Source organism: Streptomyces sp. ICC4 (genome assembly GCF_003287915.1).
Taxonomy (GTDB): Bacteria; Actinomycetota; Actinomycetes; order Streptomycetales; family Streptomycetaceae; genus Streptomyces; species Streptomyces tritrimontium.
Genome location: NZ_CP030286.1, coordinates 1,834,276 through 1,849,300 on the forward strand (window position 1 = coordinate 1,834,276; position 15,025 = coordinate 1,849,300).

14 protein-coding genes and 3 pseudogenes are annotated in these 15,025 nt (G+C 71.8%); 3 read left to right on the forward strand and 14 right to left on the reverse strand.

Translation table 11 applies throughout. The annotated features are described in order from the left end of the window. Window position 1: 1 nt before the first annotated feature. The 12 genes from secD to pgsA form a co-directional block, all read right to left on the reverse strand. Window positions 2-1,789 carry a protein translocase subunit SecD gene (gene secD, locus DRB89_RS08320; RefSeq protein ID WP_112446784.1) on the reverse strand — a complete coding sequence of 596 codons (1,788 nt, stop codon included), beginning with the start codon at window positions 1,787-1,789 and terminating at the stop codon, window positions 2-4. Between the two features lie 152 nt (window positions 1,790-1,941). Next, entirely contained in the window at window positions 1,942-2,406 is a 465-nt protein-coding gene (gene yajC, locus DRB89_RS08325) for a preprotein translocase subunit YajC (RefSeq protein ID WP_275431881.1), read from the reverse strand. 166 nt (window positions 2,407-2,572) lie between these two features. Beyond that, the gene (gene ruvB / locus DRB89_RS08330) at window positions 2,573-3,634 is read right to left on the reverse strand and encodes a Holliday junction branch migration DNA helicase RuvB (protein WP_112446782.1); all 1,062 of its coding nucleotides are present in this window, start codon (window positions 3,632-3,634) and stop codon (window positions 2,573-2,575) included. Between the two features lie 298 nt (window positions 3,635-3,932). Next, entirely contained in the window at window positions 3,933-4,565 is a 633-nt protein-coding gene (gene ruvA, locus DRB89_RS08335) for a Holliday junction branch migration protein RuvA (protein ID WP_112446781.1), read from the reverse strand. Further along, window positions 4,562-5,098 (reverse strand): crossover junction endodeoxyribonuclease RuvC, encoded by a 537-nt coding sequence (ruvC, locus tag DRB89_RS08340; protein ID WP_112446780.1) that lies wholly within the window; start codon window positions 5,096-5,098, stop codon window positions 4,562-4,564. Before ruvC ends, ruvA begins: the two co-directional genes overlap by 4 nt. A 184-nt stretch (window positions 5,099-5,282) precedes the next feature. Further along, complete coding sequence (locus DRB89_RS08345; protein WP_112446779.1) at window positions 5,283-6,035, reverse strand: YebC/PmpR family DNA-binding transcriptional regulator; 753 nt, start codon at window positions 6,033-6,035, stop codon at window positions 5,283-5,285. A 57-nt stretch (window positions 6,036-6,092) separates the two neighbouring features. Then, window positions 6,093-6,683, reverse strand: coding sequence for a pyridoxal 5'-phosphate synthase glutaminase subunit PdxT (gene pdxT / locus DRB89_RS08350; protein WP_112446778.1), 591 nt, complete (start codon window positions 6,681-6,683; stop codon window positions 6,093-6,095). Between the two features lie 8 nt (window positions 6,684-6,691). After that, entirely contained in the window at window positions 6,692-7,609 is a 918-nt protein-coding gene (pdxS, locus tag DRB89_RS08355) for a pyridoxal 5'-phosphate synthase lyase subunit PdxS (protein ID WP_112446777.1), read from the reverse strand. Between the two features lie 140 nt (window positions 7,610-7,749). Continuing rightward, a complete protein-coding gene (locus tag DRB89_RS08360) occupies window positions 7,750-8,289 on the reverse strand; it encodes a hypothetical protein (RefSeq protein ID WP_112446776.1) in 540 nt (179 codons plus the stop codon). 32 nt (window positions 8,290-8,321) lie between these two features. Beyond that, window positions 8,322-9,485 (reverse strand): glycosyltransferase family 4 protein, encoded by a 1,164-nt coding sequence (locus DRB89_RS08365; RefSeq protein WP_112446775.1) that lies wholly within the window; start codon window positions 9,483-9,485, stop codon window positions 8,322-8,324. After that, complete coding sequence (locus DRB89_RS08370) at window positions 9,482-10,387, reverse strand: phosphatidylinositol mannoside acyltransferase (protein WP_112446774.1); 906 nt, start codon at window positions 10,385-10,387, stop codon at window positions 9,482-9,484. Before DRB89_RS08370 ends, DRB89_RS08365 begins: the two co-directional genes overlap by 4 nt. Then, window positions 10,387-11,085: a phosphatidylinositol phosphate synthase gene (gene pgsA, locus DRB89_RS08375; protein WP_112446773.1), complete on the reverse strand. Its 699-nt coding sequence runs from the start codon at window positions 11,083-11,085 to the stop codon at window positions 10,387-10,389. The genes DRB89_RS08370 and pgsA overlap by 1 nt, the downstream gene beginning before the upstream one ends. Before the next feature lie 245 nt (window positions 11,086-11,330). On the opposite strand from pgsA, the pseudogene DRB89_RS08380 reads away from it, so the two are divergent. Beyond that, window positions 11,331-12,095 (forward strand): annotated as a pseudogene (locus DRB89_RS08380) (GTP-binding protein); the annotation flags it as partial. On the opposite strand, the pseudogene DRB89_RS44340 reads toward DRB89_RS08380, so the two are convergent. After that, a pseudogene (locus DRB89_RS44340) lies at window positions 12,093-12,359 on the reverse strand (elongation factor G-like protein EF-G2); the annotation flags it as partial. The pseudogenes DRB89_RS08380 and DRB89_RS44340 sit on opposite strands and share 3 nt — an antisense overlap. A 7-nt stretch (window positions 12,360-12,366) precedes the next feature. On the opposite strand from DRB89_RS44340, the pseudogene DRB89_RS44345 reads away from it, so the two are divergent. Next, window positions 12,367-12,513: pseudogene (locus DRB89_RS44345) on the forward strand (short-chain dehydrogenase); the annotation flags it as partial. A gap of 134 nt (window positions 12,514-12,647) precedes the next feature. Then, the gene (nagB, locus tag DRB89_RS08395) at window positions 12,648-13,433 is read left to right on the forward strand and encodes a glucosamine-6-phosphate deaminase (protein ID WP_112447801.1); all 786 of its coding nucleotides are present in this window, start codon (window positions 12,648-12,650) and stop codon (window positions 13,431-13,433) included. 79 nt (window positions 13,434-13,512) lie between these two features. On the opposite strand, the gene DRB89_RS08400 is transcribed toward nagB, so the two are convergent. Continuing rightward, the gene (locus tag DRB89_RS08400; protein WP_112447800.1) at window positions 13,513-15,021 is read right to left on the reverse strand and encodes a glycoside hydrolase family 3 protein; all 1,509 of its coding nucleotides are present in this window, start codon (window positions 15,019-15,021) and stop codon (window positions 13,513-13,515) included. Window positions 15,022-15,025: the final 4 nt, after the last annotated feature.

The following is a 15,025-nucleotide window of genomic DNA, read 5'->3' on the forward strand; positions in this document are numbered from 1 at the left end:
CTCACGCCTCCTTTGCGTCGACGGGAACGGAGGCGGTCGCGGCGGCCGCGTCGGAGCCGGTACGACGCGAGCGTCGCAGCGGCGGCTTCGCGCCCAGTCGCTTCGGGTCCAGCCCGGACCACGGGTGACCGCTGGAGAAGAACTGCGTACGGGCCAGCAGCGTCATGACGGGCTTGGTGAAGAGGAACACCACGACCACGTCGAGCAGGGTGGTCAGACCCAGGGTGAAGGCGAAGCCCTGCACCTTGCCGACGGTGACGATGAACAGCACCGCGGCGGCCAGGAACGACACGAAGTCGGAGACCAGGATGGTGCGCCGGGCACGCGGCCAGGCACGCTCGACGGCCGGACGCAGGGTGCGGCCCTCGCGGATCTCGTCGCGGATGCGTTCGAAGTACACGATGAACGAGTCCGCGGTGATGCCGATCGCGACGATCGCACCGCAGACGGCCGGCAGGTTCAGCGCGAAGCCGATGCCCTTTCCGAGCAGCGCCATGATCGTGTAGGTCAGGACGCCGGAGACCATGAGGCTGATGATGGCGACGAACGCCAGGCCCCGGTAGTACGCCAGCAGGTAGATCACGACGAGGGCGAGGCCGATGGCGCCGGCGATGAGGCCGGCCTTCAGCTGCTCGCCGCCGAGCGCGGCGGTGACGGTGGTGACGCTGTCCTCCTGGAAGGACAGCGGCAGGGCGCCGTACGAGAGCATGTTGCCCAGGTCCATCGCGGACTGCTGGGTGAAGCCGCCGGAGATCTCGGCGTTGCCGCCGGTCAGCGCCTGGCTGACGGACGGGTCGGAGATGACCTCGCCGTCGAGCACGATCGCGAACTGGTTCTGCGGGGACTGCTTGGCCGCCAGCTCACCGGTGATCTTGGCGAACTTGTCGGCGCCCTTGTCCGTGAACTGCATCGTGACGATCCACATGCCGCGCTGCGGGTCGATGACGCCCTTGGCGTCCTTCACGTCCTGGCCGTTGACCTGCGCCGGGCCGAGTACCCACTTGCCCCAGGCGTCGCCGCGCTTGCCACAGGCGAGCGTCGGGTCCTCGGGCTTGACGTTCTTGCTGACGGCGGCGCGCTGCGCCTCGTTGCTGCAGTCCAGCGCGGCGAACTTCGCCTGCAGGTCGGCGGCGGCCGCCTCGTCGGCGGTCGGCGCGGACGGCGACGTGGACGGGGTGGCCTTGTCGTCTGCCTTCTTCGACTCGCTCGCCGAGGGCGAGGGAGAGGGGGCGTTCGGGGCCTTGAGGGCCTCACTGAGCGCACGGCCCTGGGAAGTGGCGCTGGACGACGGGGTGGGCGCACCGGCCGACGGAGACCCGGAGCCGCTGGCGGAGGGGCTCGGAGAACCGCTCGCGTTCGCCTCGGGAACGATCGGGGCGCCGTCCGCCACCGCGAGCACCGGGCGGAAGAAGAGCTGGGCGGTGGTACCGACCTGCTCGCGCGCCTGCTGCTCGTTCGTCCCCTTGGGGATGTTCACGATGATGTGGTCTTTGCCCTGCGTCTGGACCTCGGCTTCAGAGACGCCGAGACCGTTGACGCGGCGCTCGATGATGCCGACCGCCGTGTTCATGTTGGTCTCGTTGACGGCGCTCTCTTTGCCGGGCTCGCTCTTGGCCTTGAGCGTGATGCTCGTACCGCCGGCGAGGTCGATGCCGAGGCGCGGCGTCGTCTGCTTCGTGAGGAACATCCCCGCGGTGAGCGCCACCATCGCGATCAGGATGATGGCCAGGGAACGCCCCGGCCTCCCCTGAGCCCCCGTGGGCCGCCGGCCCTTCTTCGGTGCTGCCACCTTGTCGTATCTCCCTGTCCAACCGTCCTGCGCCGGGTCAGCGCGCGGACGGCCACGAAATGTGTGTGGGGACCCCTGCCCCCCGCAGAAGTGTCACAGGCGGGGACCGCGCGGCCGCCGGTCAGGCGCCCTTCGCGGCCCCCGGCCGGGCGCTACTTCGCGCCGGCCTCGCCGTCGGCCTTGCCGTCCTTGGGCTCGTCGCCCTCGGGCGCCTTCGCCTCGTCGGCCTTGGGCTCGTCCTTCTTGCCCAGGTCGAGCTTGGGAGCCTCGTCGTCGGTGAGGGAGGACGCGTCGTCCGGGACGACCGGCGCGTCGATCGTCAGATCATCGGTGATGCCGTGGACGATGCGGTTGTACTCCTCGTCCTCCAGGACAGCGCCGATGGCGTTCTTCGCGTAGATCGCGTGGACGCCGGGAGCCACCTCGAGCGTGACGGTGTCGTCACCGATCTCCTTCACCGTGGCGTACATGCCGCCGATGGTGCGGACACCGGTGCCGGGCGTCAGCTGGTCGCGCATCTTCACGGCCTGCTGCTGCTTCTTCTTCTGGCTGCGGGTCAGCAGGAACATCGCCCCGATGATCAGCAAGAACGGGAGGAGAGAGTAGATATTCGTCACGGGACGCAGGTCCTTCGCATCGACCGCACGAGAAGGCGGCCTTTTCTACGGGGGGTGGGTACGCCGACCGTAAGGGTCGGCATCGGCGGAGTCTAGGCGAGTCCGCACCGATGGAACAACGCCCAGCATGTCACCGCAGTTCCTGGTGGGGCCATCCTCCTCGCCGTCAGGCCCTGAACAGGCCCTGTTGTCCGCTTGATCCGCTCCCGCTCTGCTGCGGCGGGACAAGTCCCAGGTGGGCCCATGCGGCCGGGGTCGCGACCCGCCCCCGCGGGGTCCTGGCCAAAAGCCCCTCCCGTACGAGGAACGGCTCGGCCACCTCTTCCACCGTCTCGCGCTCCTCGCCGACGGCCACGGCGAGCGTCGACAGGCCGACGGGTCCGCCGCCGAAGAGCTTGAGGAGCGCCTCCAGGACGGCCCGGTCGAGGCGGTCGAGCCCGCGCTCGTCCACCTCGTAGACCTTCAGGGCGGTACCGGCGACCTCGCGGTTGATCACGCCGTCGGCCCTGACCTGGGCGTAGTCACGGACGCGGCGCAGCAGCCGGTTGGCGATGCGCGGGGTGCCGCGGGAGCGCCCGGCGATCTCGGCGGCGCCGGCGGTGTCGATCTCCACGTCCAGGAGGCGCGCGGAGCGGTGGATGACGCGCTCCAGCTCCTCGGGGGCGTAGAACTCCATGTGGCCGGTGAAGCCGAAGCGGTCGCGCAGCGGCGGGGGCAGCAGACCGGCCCGGGTGGTGGCGCCGACCAGGGTGAACGGGGGCAGCTCCAGCGGAATGGCGGTCGCGCCGGGCCCCTTGCCCACGATCACGTCGACCCGGAAGTCCTCCATGGCCATGTACAGCATCTCCTCGGCGGGCCGGGACATGCGGTGGATCTCGTCGAGGAAGAGGACCTCGCCCTCCTGGAGGGAGGAGAGGATCGCGGCCAGGTCGCCGGCGTGCTGGATGGCGGGGCCGGAGGTGATCCGGATGGGCGCGCCCATCTCGGCGGCGATGATCATGGACAGGGTGGTCTTGCCCAGCCCCGGGGCGCCGGACAGCAGCACGTGGTCGGCGGTGGCACCGCGCTGGCGGGCCGCCTTGAGGACCAGGTCCAGTTGCTGGCGGACCTTCTCCTGGCCGACGAACTCGCCGAGGTCCTTGGGCCGCAGCGCGGCCTCGACGGCGGTGTCCTCGCCGTCCGCCGCCGCCGCGACGATCCGGTCGTCGCTCTCGTCATCCCAGTTCACGGTGTCAGTCTGCTTTCTCGGTCGTGCGGTGGTCTGTGCGCGGGCCGTCACACCGGATGCGCTGCGCGCACGTGCGCGCCGCCGTCGGCCAAAATCCAGCCCCGCCGGCGAAAATCAAGCCCCGCCGACGCTTGAGGCGATCTTGCAGCCCCGCCGACGCTTGAGGCGATCCTTCAGCCCCGCCGGCGCTTGAGGCGATCTTGCAGCCCCGCCGGCGTTTGAGGCGATCCTTCAGCCCCGCCGGCGCTTGAGGCGCCGCTGCCGGGGGCCGGCCCCCGGCAGCGGCGCCGCACCGGCGTCACCGGGCCCGGTTCAGGGACTGCAAGGCGGCGCGCAGCAGCTGCGGAACCGGGGCCGACCCGCCGGCGGCAATCGCCGCCTCCGCCTGCGGCGTCACCGCCGAAACGGCCTCCTCCGCGTCCCGGGAGGCGTACCCCAGCCCGATCAGCGCCGCGGACAACTGCTCGGACCACGCCGCCGGACCAACCGCCGCCGCGCGCTGCGCGCCGACCATCCCGCTCGACCCCAGCGGCGCGCCCAGCTTGTCCTTCAGGTCCAGCAGCAGCTTCTGCGCGCCCTTCTTCCCGATGCCGGAGACGGCCATCAGCGCCTTCTCGTCCCCCACCGAGACGGCGACGCGCAGCGCGTCCGGGCTGTGCGCGGCGAGCATCGCCTGCGCGAGCTTCGGGCCGACCCCGCTCGCCGTCTGGAGGAGCTCGAAGACCTGGCGCTCGTCGTCGTCGGCGAAGCCGTACAGCGTGAGCGAGTCCTCGCGCACGACCAGGGAGGTCGCCAGCCGGGCCGTCTCCCCCGCGCGCAGGCCGGCGATGGTGCCGGGCGTGCAGTGGACGGCCATGCCCACTCCCCCGACCTCGATCACGGCCAGGGTGGGGGCGAGCGCGGCGACGGGGCCGCTGACGAAGGCGATCATGAGGTGCGGCCTTTCAGGGCGGTGGCATGCTGGGCGACCGCCTGCTGGAGGCGGTTCTGGGCGGGGGCCCGCCAGATGTGACAGATGGCGAGGGCCAGCGCGTCCGCCGCGTCGGCGGGCTTGGGCGGGGCGGACAGCCGAAGCAGCCGGGTCACCATGGCTCCGACCTGCGCCTTGTCCGCGCGGCCGCTGCCGGTGACGGCGGCCTTGACCTCGCTCGGCGTGTGCAGGGCGACCGGCAGTCCGCGCCGGGCGGCGCACAGCATCGCCACGGCGCTGGCCTGGGCCGTGCCCATCACCGTGCTGACGTTGTGCTGGCTGAACACCCGCTCCACTGCGACGACTTCGGGCCGGTACTCGTCCAGCCACTCCTCGATGCCCTGCTCGATGGCGACGAGGCGCAGGCCCAACTCCGCGTCCGCGGGAGTCCGTACGACCCCGACACCCAGCATCATCAGGGGGCGGCCGGCCACCCCCTCGACCACGCCGACACCGCACCGGGTCAGCCCCGGGTCAACGCCGAGTACGCGCACCCCGCCCCCTTCCCCCTGTGCGGCGAGGCCGCCGCCGCTCTCGCGGAGGTGGCGCCTCGCCGTCGTGGCTGCTCGATCGATGGTTGCGGTCGCCAGACTAATGGCTGCCTCTGACAACGCAGCGGGCCGACGGGGTGTGTCCCCCGTCGGCCCGCTGCTCCACGCTGTGAGCGGTCTGCGCCGGTCAGGCGTCGACCTTCTCCATGACCTCGTCCGAGACGTCGAAGTTGGCGAAGACGTTCTGCACGTCGTCGCTGTCCTCGAGCGCGTCGATCAGCTTGAAGATCTTGCGCGCGCCCTCCTCGTCGAGCTCGACCTGCATGGTCGGCAGGAAGTTGGAGTCGGCCGAGTCGTAGTCGATGCCCGCCTCCTGGAGCGCGGTGCGGACCCCGACCATGTCGGTGGCCTCGCTGATGATCTCGAAGCTGTCGCCGAGGTCGTTGACCTCTTCGGCACCCGCCTCGAGCACCGTCTCCAGGACGTCGTCCTCGGAGAGCTCGCCCTTGGGCAGGAGCACGACGCCCTTGCGGTTGAACAGGTACGAGACCGAGCCCGGGTCGGCCATCGAGCCGCCGTTGCGGGTCATGGCGACACGCACGTCGGACGCGGCACGGTTGCGGTTGTCGGTGAGGCACTCGATGAGCACCGCGACGCCGTTCGGTCCGTAGCCTTCGTACATGATCGTCTCGTAGTCGGCGCCGCCGGCCTCGAGGCCGCCGCCGCGCTTGACCGCGGAGTCGATGTTCTTGTTCGGGACCGAGCTCTTCTTCGCCTTCTGGATGGCGTCGAAGAGGGTCGGGTTGCCGTCGATGTCGGCACCGCCCATGCGGGCCGCGACTTCGATGTTCTTGATCAGCTTCGCGAAGAGCTTGCCGCGCTTGGCGTCAACCACGGCCTTCTTGTGCTTCGTCGTAGCCCATTTAGAGTGGCCGGACATCTGCCTGTCTCCTTCGCGTCACCAACAGTGTTCGCCTCAGATCCTACCGGGACACCATTACAGCCCCGCGCGCACCATGTCGACGAAGTACGCGTGGACCCGGTCGTCACCCGTCAGCTCGGGGTGGAACGAGGTGGCGAGCACATTGCCCTGCCGCACGGCGACCGTGTGGCCGTCGTACGTGGCAAGCACCTCGGCGGTGGCGCCGACGGACTCGACCCAGGGGGCGCGGATGAAGACGCCCTCCACCGGGCCGCCCTCGATGCCGGCGAAGTCGACCTGCGCCTCGAAGGACTCGTTCTGCCGACCGAAGGCGTTGCGGCGCACGATCATGTCGATGCCGCCCAGGGTCTCCTGGTCCTCACGGCCGTCCAGGAGCTTGTCGGCGAGCATGATCATGCCGGCGCAGGTGCCGTAGACCGGCATCCCGGCCCGCACGCGCTCGCGCAGCGGCTCCAGCATGCCGAACAGCACGGCGAGCTTCGACATGGTCGTGGACTCGCCGCCGGGGATCACCAGGGCGTCGACCTCGGCGAGCTCCTCGGGGCGCCGGACCGGCCTGGCCACGGCGTCAGCCGAGGCCAGGGCGATCAGGTGCTCCCGTACGTCGCCCTGGAGTGCCAGGACACCAATCACGGGGGTGGTCATGGTGATGACTACCAGCCGCGGTTGGCGTAGCGCTCGGACTCGGGGAGGGTGTCGCAGTTGATGCCGACCATGGCCTCGCCCAGGTTGCGGGAGGCGTCCGCGATGATCTTCGGGTCGTCGTAGAAGGTGGTGGCCTTCACGATGGCGGCGGCGCGCTTGGCCGGGTCGCCCGACTTGAAGATGCCGGAGCCGACGAAGACGCCCTCGGCACCGAGCTGGCGCATCAGCGCGGCGTCGGCCGGGGTGGCGACGCCACCGGCGGAGAACAGCACGACCGGGAGCTTGCCGAGCTCGGCGACTTCCTTGACCAGCTCGTACGGCGCGCGCAGCTCCTTGGCGGCGGCGAACAGCTCGTTGTTGTCGTAGCCGCGCAGGCGGGCGATCTCGTTCTTGATCTGACGCAGGTGGCGGACGGCCTCGACCACGTTGCCGGTGCCGGCCTCGCCCTTCGAGCGGATCATGGCCGCGCCCTCGGCGATGCGGCGCAGGGCCTCGCCCAGGTTGGTGGCGCCACAGACGAAGGGGGTGGTGTACGCCCACTTGTCGGAGTGGTTGACCTCGTCGGCCGGGGTCAGGACCTCGGACTCGTCGATGTAGTCGACGCCGAGGGACTGCAGCACCTGGGCCTCGACGAAGTGGCCGATGCGGGACTTGGCCATGACCGGGATGGAGACGGCCTCGATGATCTCTTCGATCATGTTCGGGTCGGACATCCGGGCGACGCCGCCGTCCTTGCGGATGTCGGCCGGAACCCGCTCCAGGGCCATGACGGCCACGGCGCCGGCGTCCTCGGCGATCTTCGCCTGCTCGGCGTTGACCACGTCCATGATCACGCCGCCCTTGAGCTGCTCGGCCATGCCGCGCTTGACGCGCGAGGTGCCGATCGCCGACTCAGCGGACTGCGGGGTGGAGGGAAGCGTGCTCACGGATTGACCTCACTCGAAAGGAAAATTCAGGCGGTACTGGTGACCTGGTGGTACTTGACCGAGGAAACCCTGTCGACCAGTCCACTGCAAGGGCCAATGTGCAGCCGGTGGCTCCTCGCGATTTGGCCATTGGGTACAAGTTAAGGCCGTTCCGCCAGATCCGCCGGAGGCTCGTCGTCCATCTCGAAGGCCAACGGGAAGGGCGCGTGGCCCGCCAGCCGGAACCAGCGGACCTTGCGGTGGCGGCGCAGCGCGCGGGCCGCGCGCACGGCGTCGTTGAGGAACCGCCGCGCCATGGGCACCCGGCGGACCGCCGCCGCGAGCTCCTCCGTGGCCTCCGCCCCACCCGGGGCGGCCTTGAGCGCGTCCACCTGCCCGGCGTCGGCGAACACCGCGCGCAGCGCCTGGCTGAGCTCGCTCTCGGCGACCTCGCGGTGCTCCTCCTCGGCCTGCCGGGCGGCGTGCGCGGCCTCGTAGAGCACGAGGGCGGAGGCCGGGTCGAGCACCCCGGAGGTGGCGACCTCCAGCACCACGGAGGCCCGCCGCACGAGCTGCGCGTCGAGCCCGGCCCGCGCGGCGTCCATCCGCGAATGCAGCCGGTCGAGCCGCCCGGCGGTCCAACTGAGGTAGACCCCGACGAGGCCGAGCACGAGGGCAATCCAGACAAGGGTTTCGATCACGGGCGGCGACTCTACCTTTCGCCGCGGTGGGGCTATGCGTCGCGGGAGAGGCCCAGGCGGGTGCGGAGGGAGACGCGTTCGTCCGTGGCCACCGCCGCCGCGCCGTCCGTCACCGTTTCGTAGACCGCCAGGATGTCCGCCGCGACCGTCGACCAGTCGAAGCGGCGCACGTGCGCCGCGCCGCGGGCGCTCAGTTCCGCGCGGCGCCCGGGGTCCCGCAGGAGGGCGATCGCCGAGCGCGCCAGGGACGCGGGGTCCTCGTTCGTGAACAGCTCCCCCGCCGCGCCCTGGTCCAGGACCTGGGCGAAGGCGTCCAGGTCGGCCGCGAGGACCGCCGCCCCGGCGGACAGCGCCTCGACCAGGATGATGCCGAAGCTCTCGCCGCCGGTGTTCGGTGCCACGTACACGTCGACGCTGCGCAGCAGCCGCGCCTTGTCCTCGTCCGAGACCATGCCGAGGAACTCGACGCGGGAGCGGAGGTCCGCCGGGAGGGAGGCGACCGCCTCCTCCTCGTCGCCGCGGCCCGCCACGAGGAGGCGTACGTCCGGGCACTCCTCCACGATGCGGGGGAAGGCTGCCATCAGGACCGGCAGGCCCTTGCGCGGCTCGTCGATCCGGCCGATGAAGCCGAGGGTCTGGCCGGACCAGTCCGGATTCGGGTCGGCCTTGGCGAAGAAGTCGACGTCCACGCCGTTGGGGATGACCACCGCGTCCCCGCCGAGGTGCTCCACCAGCGTGCGCCGCGCGTACTCGCTCACCGCGATCCGCGCGCTGATCTTCTCCAGCGCCGGCTGGAGGATCGGGTACGCGGCCAGCATCGCCCGGGAGCGCGGGTTGGAGGTGTGGAAGGTGGCCACGATCGGCCCCTGCGCCGCCCAGCAGGTCAGCAGGCCCAGCGACGGGGCGGTCGGCTCGTGGATGTGGACCACGTCGAAGACCCCGTCGTGCAGCCAGCGCCGCACCCGGGCCGCCGACAGGAAGCCGAAGTTCAGCCGGGCGACCGACCCGTTGTACGGCACCGGCACCGCCCGCCCCGCCGAGACCACGTAGGGGGGCAGCGGGATCTCGTCGTCCGCCGGGGCCAGCACGGACACCTGGTGGCCGAGGCCGATCAGGTGTTCCGCCAGGTCCCGGATGTGGAACTGGACGCCGCCCGGCACGTCCCACGAGTAGGGGCACACGATGCCGATCTTCACGCGGAGCGCTCCTCCAGGTCCTCGAGCCACAATCGCTGGAGCATGTGCCAGTCCTCCGGGTGTTCGGCGATCCCCTGCGCGAAGGCGTCGGCGAGCGCCTGTGTCATGGCGGCCGTCTTCTCCTGCCGGGTGCCGGTGGCGGGCACCTCCACCGGGGAGTGGATCCGGCCGTACATCTGCGGCGACTCCCCGTAGTACAGGGTGGCGGGCAGCAGGACCGCGCCCGTCTGCTGCGCCAGCAGCGCCGGCCCGGCCGGCATGCGCGTCGCCGAACCGAAGAAGTCCACCTCCACGCCGGACGCCGACAGGTCGCGGTCGGCGACCAGGCAGACCAGGCCGCCCGAGCGCAGCCGGCGCGCGAGCGTGCCGAACGCGGCGCCGCCGTTGTGCGGGAGCACCTCCATGCCCAGGCTCTCGCGGTAGGCGACGAAGCGGTCGTAGAGGGTCTCCGGTTTGAGCCGCTCGGCGACGGTGGTGAACGGGACGCCGATGTGGGTGACGGCCCAGGCGCCCGCGAGGTCCCAGTTGGCCAGGTGCGGCAGGGCGACCACGACTCCGCGCCCGGTGGCCAGCGCCTCGCGCAGGATGTGGTCGTCCTTCATGTCCACGTCGGAGCTGAACCGCTCCTTGGCCATCGTCGGCAGCCGGAAGGACTCCATCCAGTACCGCATGTACGAGCGCATGCCCGCGTGCGACAGCTCGCGCAGCCGCTCCGGGCCCGCGTCCGGCACCACCCTGGCGAGATTCGACTCCAGCCGCAGCACGCTCTTGCCGCGCCGCTTCCAGACGTAGTCCGCGATCCGCCGGCCGAGGGCGGTCGCGGCCGGTTCGGGCAGCTTCTTGACCCCGGCCCAGCCGAGCCCGTACAGCCCGTCGACCAGCTTGTCCTGTGCCTTGCCCATCAGGCCGTTCCGCTTTCCGAAGGGGTTTCCGAAGGGGTTTCCGAAGCGGTGGCGGCCGCGGCCGCCGCGTCGGCTTCCGCCGACTCGCGCCGTACGGTCACCACGCGCTGGATCAGTGTCACGAGCGAGCCCGCCGCGACCACCCACAGCGCGATCGGCAGGAGCAGCCCGAGCCACGAGGGCGCCCCGAAGGTCGCCAGGCCGGACAGGCCTGCCGCGACCAGCGTGATCACGAGGCGTTCGGCGCGCTCGATGAGCCCGTTCACGGCGACCGGCAGCCCGATCGACTCGCCGCGGGCCTTGGTGTAGGACACCACCTGGCCGCTGGCCAGGCAGAAGATCGCGACGGCGCACAGGGCGTTGTTGTTCCCGGAGCCCGCGTACCAGAGCGCGAGCCCGCCGAAGATCGCCGCGTCCGCCACCCGGTCGAGGGTGGAGTCGAGGAAGGCGCCCCACCGGCTGGAGACGCCGGCCTGGCGGGCCATGTTCCCGTCCACCAGGTCGGAGAAGACGAAGAGCGTGATGGTGATCGTGCCCCAGAAGAACTCGCCCATGGGGAAGAAGACCAGCGCTCCCGCCACCACTCCGGCCGTGCCGATGAGGGTGACCGCGTCGGGACTCACTCCCAGCCGGAGCAGAAGAGCGGCGAATGGCGTGAGAACACGCGTGAAGAATGCACGCGCGTACTTGTTCAGCATGGCCTTCCCGGAGGGTCGCTGGGCCGCACGGCCACTGCGGCCACCGGCTGGCCCATCGTAGCCAGCACCTCGCCCCGTCAACGCCACGCACCCACCGGTTCACACCACGTAAGCCGTTCTTCGGCCATCGGCGCCCCCTCGCCGCCTCCCGGACAGCGGCTCCCGTACGACGTATGGACGCAGTGTGACGGCAGTGCAAAGCTCGAAGGGCCCCATTTCCCCTCCAACCGGGAGGCACGAACACCATGGGAGCCACATCACACCAAGCCGGGGCCGCCGGCAGGGCACTGACGGCCGACCGCCCCGCCTCCGTACGGAACGTCGTGCTGGTCGGCCACAGCGGATCCGGCAAGACCACCCTGGTCGAGGCCCTGGCCCTGACCGCCGGCGCCGTCAACCGGGCCGGGCGCGTCGAGGACGGCGCCACGGTCTCCGACTACGACGAGATCGAGCACCGCCGCCAGCGCTCGATCCAGCTCTCCCTGGTCCCCGTCGAGTGGGCCGGAATCAAGATCAACATTTTGGACACCCCCGGATACGCCGACTTCGTCGGAGAGCTCCGGGCCGGGCTGCGCGCCGCCGACGCCGCCCTCTTCGTCGTCTCGGCCGCCGAGGACGGCGACGGGCTGTCCGGCGCCACCCGCATGGTCTGGGACGAATGCGCCGCCGTCGGCATGCCCCGCGCCATCGTCGTCACCCACCTGGAAGCCGCCCGCGCCGACTACACGCAGATGACCGCCGTCTGCGGCGACGCCTTCGGCGCCGACGACCCCGATGCCGTCCGCCCCCTCTACCTCCCCCTCCACGGCCCCGCCGGACCCGACGGGCACGCCCCGGTCACCGGCCTGCTCGGGCTGCTCTCCCAGCGCGTCTACGACTACACCTCCGGCGACCGCGTGGAACGCGATCCGGACCCCGCCGAGCTCGCCCTGATCACCGACGCCCGCGCCCGCCTGATCGAGGGGATCATCGCCGAGAGCGAGGACGAGACCCTCATGGACCGCTACCTCGGCGGCGGGGGCGGCCATCAGGACGGGGTGGAAGGTGCCGCGGGCGACGGCCCGCTCAAGGTCGTCGACGAGGGTCTTGAGGTCGATGTCCTCGCCGCCGAGGTAGCGGTCCATGAGGGTCTCGTCCTCGCTCTCGGCGATGATCCCCTCGATCAGGCGGGCGCGGGCGTCGGTGATCAGGGCGAGCTCGGCGGGGTCCGGATCGCGTTCCACGCGGTCGCCGGAGGTGGAGTCGTAGACCAGCTGGGAGAGAACTCCTGAGAGGGCGGCCGTGGACGCCATCGAGGCGGCCGGGGGCCGCGCCTTCGCGGTAGGGGCGGAGCTGGGGGTCCCGGGCGACGCACAGGCGCTCTGGGCGGCGTACGCGGCCCATCCGCTGGCCACCGAGGAGGTGGATGTCCTGGTGAACAACGCGGGCGGGCCGGCCCCGGGAGGCCGAGGCGGCGGATCCGGACCACGATGGACGGGGGCGAACACCCGGCAACGGGCCGCCACCTCTGCTAGATTGGTCTATACCACAACGTCACCACACTCCAGATCGGCAGGCCCCGCGTGGAAGTTGTCATCGTCCCGGACGCCAAGGCAGGCGGCGAGCTCATCGCGGAGGCCATGGCCGCCCTGGTCCGTCGCAAGCCCGACGCCCTGCTCGGCGTGGCGACCGGCTCGACCCCGCTGCCCATCTACGAGGCCCTGGCCGCCCAGGTCAAGGCGGGCAAGGTCGACGCCTCGAAGGCCCGCATCTGCCAGCTCGACGAGTACGTCGGCCTGCCCGCGGGGCACCCCGAGTCCTACCGCGCCGTCGTCCTGCGCGAGGTCGTCGAGCCGCTGGGCCTGTCCGAGGCCTCCTTCATCGGCCCCGACGGCTCCGCCGCCGACATCGTCGCCGCGTGCGACGCCTACGACCAGGCCCTGGCCGCCGCCGGCGGCGTCGACCTGCAGCTGCTCGGCATCGGCACGGACGGGCACATCGGCTTCAACGAGCCCTGCTCCTCGCTCGCCTCCCGCACCCGCATCAAGACGCTGACGGAGCAGACCCGCGTGGACAACGCACGCTTCTTCGACAACGACATAGACCAGGTGCCCCACCACGTCATCACCCAGGGCATCGGCACCATCCTCGACGCCCGCCACCTGGTCCTGCTGGCCACCGGCGAGGGCAAGGCCGAGGCCGTCGCGCAGACCGTCGAGGGCCCGCTGTCCGCCCTCGTGCCGGCCTCCGCGCTCCAGCTGCACCGCCACGCCACGGTCGTCGTGGACGAGGCCGCGGCGTCCAAGCTGAAGCTGGCGGACTACTTCCGCCACGCGTTCGTCAACAAGCCCGCCTGGCAGGGCCTGTAAGACGTACCGGTACGCGTGAAGGGCCGGGCCCCCTCGGGGGCCCGGCCCTTCACGCGTGCGTGGCCCCGCCAGGGGCCCGCTACACCCCGGCGATGAGCTCGGCGGCAGCGCGCCCGCACACCCGGGCGGCGCCGTGCGTGGCGATGTGCAGGGCGCCGCGCGGCTCGGCCCGCGGCAGGCCCATCTCGACCACGATCGTCTCCGGGCGCGCCGCGACGAGCGCGTCCAGGGCCTCGGTCATCCACGGGTGGCGGTGCGCGTCGCGGACCACCGCGACGACCGTGCGGTTGCCCGCGGCCGCCAGGACGTCGGCCGCTGCCGAACCCTGCGGGTACACACCCGACTCGGTGCCCGGGATCAGCGCGGCCAGCTCGCCGGCCACCCCCCACGGGGTCTCGTCGCCGACCGCGATGTTCGCGACCGGGGTGAGCGTGGCGACGTACGGGGCGTTGACCGGGGAGGCCGCGGCGGGCGAACCCGTCACGACCACGGCACGGCGGGCCGCCGCCAGTCCGATGCCGGGCGCGCGGCTCCCCTCCGACCGCGCACCCTGACGGACCTGGCGGGTCCACTCGGCCAGCGAGCGGACCCGGGCGGCGGCCTCGGCGAGCCGCTCCTCGGGCAGCGCGCCCTCGCGCACGGCCGCGACCAGCGCGTCGCGCAGCCGCAGCACGGTGCCCTCGTCGGCGAGCCCGCCACCGACGCAGATGGCGTCGGCGCCGGCCGCGATGGCCAGCACCGAGCCGCGCTCGATGCCGTACGTCCCGGCGATGGCGTGCATCTCCATGCCGTCGGTGACGATGAGGCCGTCGTAGCCGAGCTCCTTGCGCAGCAGACCGGTCAGGATCTGCGGGCTCAGGGTGGCCGGCCGGGTCGGGTCCAGGGCGGGCACCAGGATGTGCGCGCTCATGACGGCCTTGGTGCCGGCCTCGATGGCCGCGCGGAACGGTACGAGCTCGCGCGCGGCCAGGGTGTCGAGGTCCACGTCGATGCGGGGCAGCGCGTGGTGCGAGTCGACGTTGGTGTCGCCGTGGCCCGGGAAGTGCTTGGTGCAGGCGGCGACGCCGGCGGCCTGCAGGCCTTCGACGTACGCGGCGGTGTGCCGGGCGGTGAGGCCGGTGTCGGCGCCGAAGGACCGTACGCCGATGACCGGGTTGTCGGGGTTGGAGTTGACGTCGGCGGACGGGGCCCAGTTGAGGTTGACCCCGCACTCGGCGAGCCGGCGGCCCAGCTCGCGGGCGACGTCGCGGGTCAGGTCGACGTCGTCCACGGCGCCGAGCGCCAGGTTGCCGGGGAAGGACGAGCCGCCCCGGACCTCCAGGCGCGTGACGTCGCCGCCCTCCTCGTCGATGGCGACGAGGACGTCGTCCCGCTCGGCGCGCAGCTGCGCGGTCAGCGCGGCGAGCTGCTCGGGCGAGGTGATGTTGCGGCCGAAGAGGCCGACGGAGGTGAGGCCTTCGGAGACCTGGCGCAGCAGCCAGGCGGGGGCGGTGGTGCCCTCGAAGCCGGGCTGGAGGACCGCGAGGGCGTCGCGGGTCAGGTCGTCGCCGGGATCGGGCACGGTCGTGCGGTGCGCAAGGACAGTCATGGGC

What these genes read in the sequence shown, in the direction of transcription:
- ruvA (WP_112446781.1), bottom strand. Translation starts at nt 4,565, where the DNA reads ATGATCGCCTTCGTCAGCGGCCCCGTCGCCGCGCTCGCCCCCACCCTG.
- DRB89_RS08345 (WP_112446779.1), bottom strand. Translation starts at nt 6,035, where the DNA reads ATGTCCGGCCACTCTAAATGGGCTACGACGAAGCACAAGAAGGCCGTG.
- pdxT (WP_112446778.1), bottom strand. Translation starts at nt 6,683, where the DNA reads ATGACCACCCCCGTGATTGGTGTCCTGGCACTCCAGGGCGACGTACGG.
- DRB89_RS08370 (WP_112446774.1), bottom strand. Translation starts at nt 10,387, where the DNA reads ATGGGCAAGGCACAGGACAAGCTGGTCGACGGGCTGTACGGGCTCGGC.
- pgsA (WP_112446773.1), bottom strand. Translation starts at nt 11,085, where the DNA reads ATGCTGAACAAGTACGCGCGTGCATTCTTCACGCGTGTTCTCACGCCA.
- DRB89_RS08400 (WP_112447800.1), bottom strand. Translation starts at nt 15,021, where the DNA reads ATGACTGTCCTTGCGCACCGCACGACCGTGCCCGATCCCGGCGACGAC.